Consider the following 8,469-nt stretch of genomic DNA (forward strand, 5'->3'; position numbering starts at 1 on the left):
CGGTTCGTTTTTTTATTTATTCATCTGAACAGCTACTCGTACTGGGTTAGCCAGCTTTTCAGTAATGTATTCATTTGTTTCTTCTGGTTAGCATTCATGCCTTTAACCAGTTTGGTCTGAACGGCGGCGTGCTCTTCGATAATTTTATCGATCAGTACAAAACCATCCTGCGTCAACTCTACCGTCACACTGCGACGATCTTCTTTGCTGTGTTCACGGCTGATCAGCCCTTTCGACTCCAGTTTATCCAATCGGTTAGTCATCGCGCCGGAGGTTAGCATCATAGAATCAATCAGTTCAGAGGGTGTCAGACGAAATGGTTGTCCACTTCGACGCAGGGTCGCCAACACGTCAAACTCACCCAATTTTAGGTCATAACGCTTATGTAGCTGAGCAACTTCAGTCTCCATATATTTAGCGATACGCATCAATCGCCCCATTATGGCCATCGGCTCTGTCTCTAGATCCGGCTTTTCCTTAGCCCAGTGCTCTACTACTCTATCAATAGCGTCCATGAATGTTTGTCTCCAGTAACAAAATGCTGTTTCGAATATCTTAACATAGAGATACTTTACAAACAGCGATTTTAAGCGTACATTCCTCACAAAAGTATCTTAACGTAAAGATAGTTATTATGAATATACTACTTGCCATGATTCCGGCATTCTTTTGGGGAACCACCTATGCGGTCACGCAGTACACACTTGCGGACTGGCCTCCCCTATTGCTGGGTGCGATTCGCGCACTGCCAGCCGGACTTCTGTTGTTGGCATTCAGACCAAGCCTGCCGAAAAAAGGTGACTGGCAGATCCTGTTTAGTCTTGGGTTGATTAACATTGCGACCTTCTTTGGTTTGATCTTCGTTATGGCACTGACTCTACCATCGGCGATTTCAGGGGTCGGCATGATCTCAGTGCCGGTGTTTGCCATGATTTATAACTGGCTGATCAATAAACGCCGACCTGGGTTAATTCAGGCAGTCAGCGGCGCAACCCTGATTGCTCTGGCGTGGATGCTGTTCGATCCAGGTTCAATAAGCCTCAACCCTATTGGTTTAGGGGCGATGCTGGCAGCCATTATGTGTATCGTTGTTGGTAGCTCACTGACCAAATCACTGGGTAACCGCATGCACTGGTGGACAGTGCTGACATGGCAGCTGATTCTCGGTGGCGTAATTCTTTCTGTTGCTGCCGGCGTACAGGCAGTAATGGAACCAGCCAAATACGCGGCGCTTGCACACAACTTCTCGATGACTAACCTGTCGGGTTTGCTTTGGGTGGTTGGTTTAAATACCGCACTTGGCTACGGCATGTATGTGTGGTTATTGCAACGTATGTCAGTGGTAGACTTTACCTTCGGTGGTATCGCCAACCCGATTGCCGGGATCTTAACCGGACTGGTTTTACTTGGAGAGTCTTTCACTCCATTCCAGTACAGCCTGATGATCGGCATGATTGTAGTGTCGTTGCTGCCACAGGCGATTCTCGCCATCCGGCAAAATCGTCCGGCACCGGCCGAGTGTCAAAGCCAGTAATTAACAAAGCCGCGGTTTGTACCGCGGCTTTTTTGTTCATCCTTAAGGCTGCGTACTCTACGCACTAACAATCAAGGACATAGGGACAAATCGAATGCCGTTAAAGTCCGCTTCTTCACCCGTCGCGACAAAACCATGATGACGGTAGAAATTAACAGCGTTCACCGAAGAACGCAGGCTTATTTCATTGGCATCCGTCGTCTGAAGTACAAAGCGAAGTAAATCACGCCCGACTCCGGTTCCCTGGGCTGCATTAGCAACAAACAAATGCGTCAGGTAGTTACCACTGCGTAGCGCAGCAAATCCAAGTATTTTCCCATTTGCCACCGCCTTAACGGATACAAACTTCTCATCATCCAGAGCTGTGGCTAAATCAGGCAGAACACGCTGCTTGTACTCCTGCTGTCCCTGAGCATTGAACAAGGGCAGGACATCCACTTTTGATACCTCTGACACCAGCTGGCTCAACGCTTCCAAGTCTGTTTCTTTAACCTTAAGAATTTCCATATTCCCTCCAAGTACACAGTCGCTGACGCAGGAAAAGTTCTGCTGATATCGACAGAACTTCCTTGTATAGCACGATTTAGTTATCAGATCTGATATTGGCTTTTACACTGTAAACAGAGCCTTAGTTACATACCATAACGGAACGGCTTGCCAACAGAAACCATATCACGATGGACAGGAGCCAGCGCTCGGGCATAACTGGCTAACAGGGATAGTGTATACTCACTGCGCTGGTGCATTGCAGGATCTGCGCACTGATGTTGCTCAGTGAGTAACTGCTCAATGTTTCTGAAAATAAGATGGTCAGGAACAATACAGGCATGATTGTTTTTGCTTCCCGTCATACGCAACTCACTAATCGGATAGACGCCATTAACGCTTGCTGATACCGTCACTAACAATACTGGCTTGTGAGCCAACTCCTCATCGGTAGTAAGTAGCAGGAAGTTCTTCAACGCTGGGGTCGCCATACCGTGCCACTCTGGCGTAATTAATATCACAGCATCAGACTGTTTAAGAGTTTCAGCTATCGGCGTCCACTGCTGCCACTCATCTGTTCCTTGCCAGACGCCTTCGTTCCACAAAGGCAGATCCAATTGGTGGAGGTCGAGTACATCGGCTCGGTCAAAATGGTCAAGAGCCAGTGATTTCAGATAGTGAGCGACGTTAACACTCTGTGAGTTTGCACGCTGGCTGCCAGCAACAATTGTAATGTTCATATTAAATCCTTTTCAAAGTTTCAGATAACGATGCTTGATGAGTTGATTTATTGCCTCGTGGAGCAGCAAGGACTATGGCGAGCAACACGCTTGCCGCACCAAGAAGTTGTAAGCCAGTTAAGGTCTGGTCCAGTATCAGGAAGCCTAAAATGCAGGCCGAGACACTACTAAGAAAGCCGAGGAACGAGACTGAAATAGGTGGCAGTTTTTCTATGCCACGAAACCACAGAAAGTAACCAAGTACCGCACCTATTACGCTCAGATAGAGATAGCCGAGGTAGTTTGTCGCTGTGAGTTGTTGAGGGATGCCTTCAACCCATAACGCCACCGGGAGTAACATCAAGCCACCAAACAACAACTGCCAACCAGTAAAGTTAATCAGTGTCATACCCTGCGGCCTGCCCCATTTTTTGGTTAACACAACGCCGCTTGCCATACTCAAAGTCCCTATGCTGGCGACAATCAGGCCAGCAGCACTGAGTTCAGCTGAACTGTTGACTACTAACAAAGCGATGCCCGTCATCCCGACCACACTGGCGAAAAGCTGTAATGGAGAAAGCTCAGACTTAAGCCACTTCCAGCTCAACAGCATCACAATCACTGGCTGTACAGACATCACCATCGCCGCCATGCCACCTGGCAAATAGGTCGCAGCGAAAAACAGGCAGTAGAAGAACAGGCCGATATTGAGAAAGCCCAGTAACGCAAGACGCAGTAACCACGCTCGACTTGGTAACATGTTTCCCAGCAATACCAATAACAACCCGGCGGGTAAGGCACGAATAGTAGACGCCAGTAGCGGACTCTCTGGAGGCAACATCTCTGTCGTTACGATATAGGTACTGCCCCACACCACAGGCGCGATGGCAGTCAAAACAATGGTCTTTACCTGATCAATTCCGTTCATCATCCAGCTCCAATCAATCTCAAATAAAAGTATCTTTTGCAAAAGATACTTTTATTAAAGTAATGGAGATCTAACTCATGATCAAGTATCTTTTTAAAAAGATATTTATGTGGGAGATAAAAATGTCAGCGGACAACGTGGATACCATTCTTACTCAGTGGAAAAACGTCAGACCGGATCTAGACTGTTCAGCTATGGGCGTTGTCGGACGATTACGCCGTACCAGCAACAGCTGGAAAGCAAAGATGGATACGGTATTCAAACAGCATGATCTTAGCAGCATTGAATTTGATATCTTAGCCACCATGCGTCGCAGTGCCCCGACAGGCTGTACTCCTACCGAACTGTATAAAACCCTGATGCTCTCTTCCGGCGCAGTCAGCACGCGTCTGGAAAAATTGGTTAAGGATGGTTTAGTCGAACGAATCTTCAGTGAGCAGGACAGACGCAGTTGTAAGGTAGTTCTGACTGAAAAAGGGGTGAGTCTTGTAGACGCCGCACTTAACGATCATGTAGATAATCTCGATAACATGATCAGCGTGTTGACCTCTGACGAGCAAGACCAGTTAGCGGGATTATTGCGAAAAATACTGATTGCTGAAGCGAGTGAAAAGTAACAAGGAAAGTTCGATGCCATAGACTCAACCATGGCATCGATATAAACCCGCTTATTGCTGCTCGATAGGTTTAAGTACCCGACATGGATTGCCCGCCGCAACAACATTGGCCGGGATATCTTTAGTCACCACACTGCCCGCGCCAATAACGCTGTTCGCCCCAATCGTCACGCCCGGGCAAACAATCACACCGCCACCAAGCCAGACATTGTCGCCAATGGTAATGGGTGTACCAAACTCGACACCTTCTTCGACGCGGCCTTTAACATCCAGTGGATGACCTGCAGTGTAGATTTGTACATTGGGTGCAAACAGCACATTGTCACCAATATGTACCTCAGCAACATCAAGAACCACGCAGTTAAAGTTAGCGTAGAAGTTCTTACCTAACTTGATATTCGAACCGTAATCACAGCGAAACGGCGGCTCAAGGTAGGCCTGTTTCGAATCTGGGATCAACCGATCGATCGCTGTTCGCCACTCATCGGTATCGGGAATACTGTTATTGAGAGCCTGCAAGGTCTTACGACACTCTATACGCTCGTTGTAGAGTTCCTTATCCCATGCATCGTAAGGCTCTCCCGCCAGCATCTTGTCTTTTTCTGTTCTCATCTCTGTTACCGTACTAAGAAGTCTCTTTATTGCGTGGAATATCGCATATCAGAACCAATTTGTAGCGGGCTTACCGCAGCAAATTTGTGCTTCGTGTGACAGGTCACTTTTCGTGTGGGTCAATCGTAAACAGGTGGTTGTAAGTAATTACTCACTGTTATGAAAATCTTTTAACCATAACGATTACCTTACCGTCTCTAGTAACAGATCATAGAAGCATCTTGCGGCAGGACCCGTTTTCGCCCCCTTTGGCAGAGTGATATGCAGCGGCACTTGATACTTAGCATTATGCTCAACGTCCAACACGGTCAGCTGACCATGATTTCTCTTGGCCACAACATGTTCAGGAAGGCGACAGAAGCCAACTCCCTGCTCTATCGCGCGAAATGCATGGTCAAAATTATCGACAGTGATTCTTTGATTTGCCTTTAACCAACCAACATTTTGTTCTCTGCGCTCAGTAACATCAGCACCGAGATCACGTACCACTACCTGACAGTGGGTAGCAAAATCAGCCATACAAACATTATCCTGCTTCGCGAGTGGGTGCTTACTTGAGACCACAGGAATCATGCTAGTAGTAGACAAAACCTGCGCCGGATAATTGGTAACAGGTAAAGTAATAATCGCAATATCCGCCTGTTCAGTAGTGACCATTTCACTGGTTTTACTTAGTGAGGTTTCCACCACCTGAATCGAAGTAATGCTGTTACGCTGAAGGTATTGTGCCATCGGCTGATAGAGCAAAGTCGGATCACACAGGTGATCGATAGCAATAGTAATTTCCGATTCAACACCCGCAGAAATCTGCTGGCTCAAATCCTCTAGCTCTCTCGCCTGCTCTAGCATACTGCTTGCCCGGCGAAGTAATGACTTACCATGCTCAGTAATAGTGGCCCGCCTGCCCTTCACTTCCACCAACTTCACACCCAATTGCTCTTCAAGTTTTTTAATAGCGTAAATCAAAGTGGTGTGACTTTTATTGAGAGACAACGCGGCAGCCTGGATACTCCCCGCTCTATCGACCTCTTGCAGAGTCATCCATTGCTCTAGAGTGCTTTTTAATCTCATCGCCCGACCTGTCAGTTTTTTAGACATTTACACGCAATATTATGAACTTTTCTGTTCAATTTATATAGACAACAATAGATCCATCAAACAACGGCACAGACAGTGCGAAAACAGATAGAGAAGATGAGATGAAACTACTACAAGTTGATTTTGAATATCACGGCCCGATGGGTGAAGAGATGTCTAAGGCATTGGTTGAACTGGCTGAGTCAATCAACCAGGAGCCGGGGCTAATTTGGAAGATATGGACCGAAAGTGACGCTGAAAAGCTCGGTGGGGGCATCTATTTGTTCGAAGACGAAGTCACCGCTAGCAACTACCTGAAGATGCATGCAGAGCGACTCAAACAGATGGGAGTGCCGCAAGTCAGAGGGATCATCTTCGATGTGAACCAACCGCTAACCGAAATCAATCACGGCCCAGTAAGCCGTTAAGGACTCACTATGAACAACCGAATATTTTTTACCATTCATGGCGCTATCTATACCGTCTTTGCCCTAGCGCTATTCTTTGTGCCAACCATAATGTGGCCAATGTACGGCGTAGAGATTAATGACCAGTATGCTTACTTCCTTTCTCAGCACACCAGTATCTTTCTTGGTGGTGTCGCAGCGGTAAGTCTGTTTTTGAGAAACGTAGAACATGCAGAGACTATGAAACAACTGCTAAAAGCTCTGCTAGTTACCAATATTCTTGGTGTTGCCATCACAGGTTATGCTGGATTGACAGGGATCTTTGTCGGCTTTGGTTGGAGTGACCCAGCATTCTTTGCACTGCTGTCACTACTTAGCTTTCGCCAGCTTAATCTACAACAGTGACCAACAACCTAATGAACGGCCGAGTGCGGCTGCGCTCGGCGAACGACTCCGCTACTGTTGACCTCGCCTTTATCTGTCAATCTGCGTAGAATACGCGCTCTTTTTTCATTCACAGAGCAGAATAGGCAGCCAGTTTGCACACAGTAGAACAACTTAAAAGCGGCGAGTTAGCCGGAATCCAACGCCTCCAGCTTCGTGGTCAACTCACTGAGTTACCACAGGAAATTCTAACCTTGGCCGACACGTTAGAAATACTCGATGTTTCTGACAACCTTTTAAGTGACCTGCCTCAGTGGCTAACGAAGCTAACTAATTTGAAGATCGTCTTTGCTTCCAACAATCGCTTTACACGCCTGCCGCTAGTATTGGGTCAGTGTAAACAGCTGGAAATGGTCGGCTTTAAGAGTAACCAGATCGTGCGCGTTGGTGAAGAGTCGCTACCAGAACAATTACGTTGGTTAATTTTGACCGACAACCAAATTACTCAATTACCTGAATCACTAGGTTATCGTCCTCGATTGCAAAAACTCGCGCTGGCTGGCAACAACATCAAGTCACTACCTGACAGTTTCAACAATCTGCTCAATCTTGAGCTGGTTCGTCTCTCAGCCAACCAACTTGAAGCTTTCCCTGATGTTTTACTTCAGTTACCTAAGCTTGCCTGGATGGCCTTTGCAGGAAATCCATTTTGCGAACGTTTAACCCAACAACAAACCGTTCCACAAGTTAGCTCGGACAGCTACCAACTTAATCAGGTATTGGGTCAGGGAGCATCCGGGGTAATTTCTCATGCCGACTGGCTAAACCCTGAGTTCGATTTCCCTTCTAAGGTGGCAGTGAAAGTATTCAAAGGCGAGGTGACCAGCGACGGTTACCCTTGTGATGAGCTTCAGGCTTGCCTCCAAACTGGACTGCACAATAATCTGGTCAAATCCATTGCTCAGGTTAATGAACAGGATTATCTGGCGTTAGTGATGGAGTTAATTCCAGATGATTACTTTAATTTAGGCCTGCCTCCGACGCTGGAAACCTGTACTCGCGATGTGTTCAAAGCGGATTTCACCCTCTCGGTCAAACAGATAGAGAAGATCGTCGATCAGATGCTGGACGTCTTCAACCATCTACATGACAACCGAGTGTGTCATGGTGATCTCTACGCGCATAATGTGTTGATCAATGAGCAGGGTGAAATGATATTTGGTGACTTTGGTGCCGCCAGCGTCTACGACTACCTGAGCGAAACCCAGCAGCGTGGTGTGCGTAAAGTGGAAGCCAGAGCATTAGGCCACTTTATCGACGACCTGCTCTCTGTTTGCAAGCCTATCGAGCGCCAGACAGCCGCCTACAAGAGCTTGCAAAATCTGGCTCTGATTGCAGGCTAACAAGCACAATGGTATCGCCCCCTTACTAACCGGGATAGTTCTGATTTTTCACAGTTTGTCGGGCTCATAAAGCTTCTTGGTACACTTGTTGCTTCTGGGCAACTTCTTGCTTGAACTGAGCAAGATCTTGCTCGAATCGAGCAAAAAGTTGCTCGCCCTGTATATCATTAAAATCTTAAATTATTGAAATGTATGGCTTTTCTCTTTGGCACAGTTCTTGACTTAGGGTTAGGTGTTTTTACACCCCAACCTTAAGGATTTTACTATGCCAACTCCATGTTATATCTCTATCGACGGCGAGA

General features: G+C 46.9%; 11 protein-coding genes. 5 read left to right on the forward strand and 6 right to left on the reverse strand.

Features of this window, described 5'->3' with window-relative positions:
- Positions 1-32: 32 nt before the first annotated feature.
- Positions 33-515 carry a MarR family winged helix-turn-helix transcriptional regulator gene (locus tag RH46_RS11010; RefSeq protein WP_006879519.1) on the reverse strand — a complete coding sequence of 161 codons (483 nt, stop codon included), beginning with the start codon at positions 513-515 and terminating at the stop codon, positions 33-35.
- 119 nt (positions 516-634) lie between these two features.
- On the opposite strand from RH46_RS11010, the gene RH46_RS11015 reads away from it, so the two are divergent.
- Complete coding sequence (locus tag RH46_RS11015; RefSeq protein WP_006879520.1) at positions 635-1,534, forward strand: DMT family transporter; 900 nt, start codon at positions 635-637, stop codon at positions 1,532-1,534.
- 57 nt (positions 1,535-1,591) lie between these two features.
- Here RH46_RS11015 and RH46_RS11020 read toward each other — a convergent pair whose 3' ends face one another.
- The 3 genes from RH46_RS11020 to RH46_RS11030 all read right to left on the reverse strand — a co-directional run bounded on the left by RH46_RS11020 (position 1,592) and on the right by RH46_RS11030 (position 3,667).
- A complete protein-coding gene (locus RH46_RS11020; RefSeq protein WP_006879521.1) occupies positions 1,592-2,041 on the reverse strand; it encodes a GNAT family N-acetyltransferase in 450 nt (149 codons plus the stop codon).
- Between the two features lie 125 nt (positions 2,042-2,166).
- Positions 2,167-2,760 (reverse strand): NADPH-dependent FMN reductase, encoded by a 594-nt coding sequence (locus RH46_RS11025; protein ID WP_006879522.1) that lies wholly within the window; start codon positions 2,758-2,760, stop codon positions 2,167-2,169.
- 1 nt (position 2,761) lies between these two features.
- Entirely contained in the window at positions 2,762-3,667 is a 906-nt protein-coding gene (locus RH46_RS11030; protein ID WP_006879523.1) for an EamA family transporter, read from the reverse strand.
- 122 nt (positions 3,668-3,789) lie between these two features.
- On the opposite strand from RH46_RS11030, the gene RH46_RS11035 reads away from it, so the two are divergent.
- Positions 3,790-4,284 carry a MarR family winged helix-turn-helix transcriptional regulator gene (locus RH46_RS11035; RefSeq protein WP_004412825.1) on the forward strand — a complete coding sequence of 165 codons (495 nt, stop codon included), beginning with the start codon at positions 3,790-3,792 and terminating at the stop codon, positions 4,282-4,284.
- A 51-nt stretch (positions 4,285-4,335) separates the two neighbouring features.
- Here RH46_RS11035 and RH46_RS11040 read toward each other — a convergent pair whose 3' ends face one another.
- Complete coding sequence (locus tag RH46_RS11040; RefSeq protein ID WP_006879524.1) at positions 4,336-4,896, reverse strand: sugar O-acetyltransferase; 561 nt, start codon at positions 4,894-4,896, stop codon at positions 4,336-4,338.
- Between the two features lie 183 nt (positions 4,897-5,079).
- Positions 5,080-5,967 (reverse strand): LysR family transcriptional regulator, encoded by an 888-nt coding sequence (locus RH46_RS11045; protein ID WP_040895672.1) that lies wholly within the window; start codon positions 5,965-5,967, stop codon positions 5,080-5,082.
- 128 nt (positions 5,968-6,095) lie between these two features.
- On the opposite strand from RH46_RS11045, the gene RH46_RS11050 reads away from it, so the two are divergent.
- The 3 genes from RH46_RS11050 (at position 6,096) to RH46_RS11060 (ending at position 8,167) form a co-directional block, all read left to right on the forward strand.
- A complete protein-coding gene (locus tag RH46_RS11050; protein WP_006879526.1) occupies positions 6,096-6,401 on the forward strand; it encodes a monooxygenase in 306 nt (101 codons plus the stop codon).
- Positions 6,402-6,410: 9 nt separating this feature from the next.
- Positions 6,411-6,785, forward strand: a complete 375-nt coding sequence (locus RH46_RS11055) for a hypothetical protein (RefSeq protein ID WP_006879527.1) — start codon at positions 6,411-6,413, stop codon at positions 6,783-6,785.
- 134 nt (positions 6,786-6,919) lie between these two features.
- Complete coding sequence (locus RH46_RS11060) at positions 6,920-8,167, forward strand: leucine-rich repeat-containing protein kinase family protein (protein ID WP_006879528.1); 1,248 nt, start codon at positions 6,920-6,922, stop codon at positions 8,165-8,167.
- Positions 8,168-8,469 lie beyond the last annotated feature (302 nt).

The sequence above is a fragment of the Vibrio brasiliensis LMG 20546 genome, assembly GCF_000189255.1.
Lineage (GTDB): Bacteria > Pseudomonadota > Gammaproteobacteria > Enterobacterales > Vibrionaceae > Vibrio > Vibrio brasiliensis.

Coding starts and splice junctions, on each gene's coding strand:
- RH46_RS11020 (WP_006879521.1), bottom strand. CDS start 2,041: ATGGAAATTCTTAAGGTTAAAGAAACAGACTTGGAAGCGTTGAGCCAG.
- RH46_RS11055 (WP_006879527.1), top strand. CDS start 6,411: ATGAACAACCGAATATTTTTTACCATTCATGGCGCTATCTATACCGTC.
- RH46_RS11045 (WP_040895672.1), bottom strand. CDS start 5,967: ATGAGATTAAAAAGCACTCTAGAGCAATGGATGACTCTGCAAGAGGTC.
- RH46_RS11050 (WP_006879526.1), top strand. CDS start 6,096: ATGAAACTACTACAAGTTGATTTTGAATATCACGGCCCGATGGGTGAA.
- RH46_RS11040 (WP_006879524.1), bottom strand. CDS start 4,896: ATGAGAACAGAAAAAGACAAGATGCTGGCGGGAGAGCCTTACGATGCA.
- RH46_RS11015 (WP_006879520.1), top strand. CDS start 635: ATGAATATACTACTTGCCATGATTCCGGCATTCTTTTGGGGAACCACC.
- RH46_RS11010 (WP_006879519.1), bottom strand. CDS start 515: ATGGACGCTATTGATAGAGTAGTAGAGCACTGGGCTAAGGAAAAGCCG.
- RH46_RS11035 (WP_004412825.1), top strand. CDS start 3,790: ATGTCAGCGGACAACGTGGATACCATTCTTACTCAGTGGAAAAACGTC.
- RH46_RS11025 (WP_006879522.1), bottom strand. CDS start 2,760: ATGAACATTACAATTGTTGCTGGCAGCCAGCGTGCAAACTCACAGAGT.
- RH46_RS11030 (WP_006879523.1), bottom strand. CDS start 3,667: ATGAACGGAATTGATCAGGTAAAGACCATTGTTTTGACTGCCATCGCG.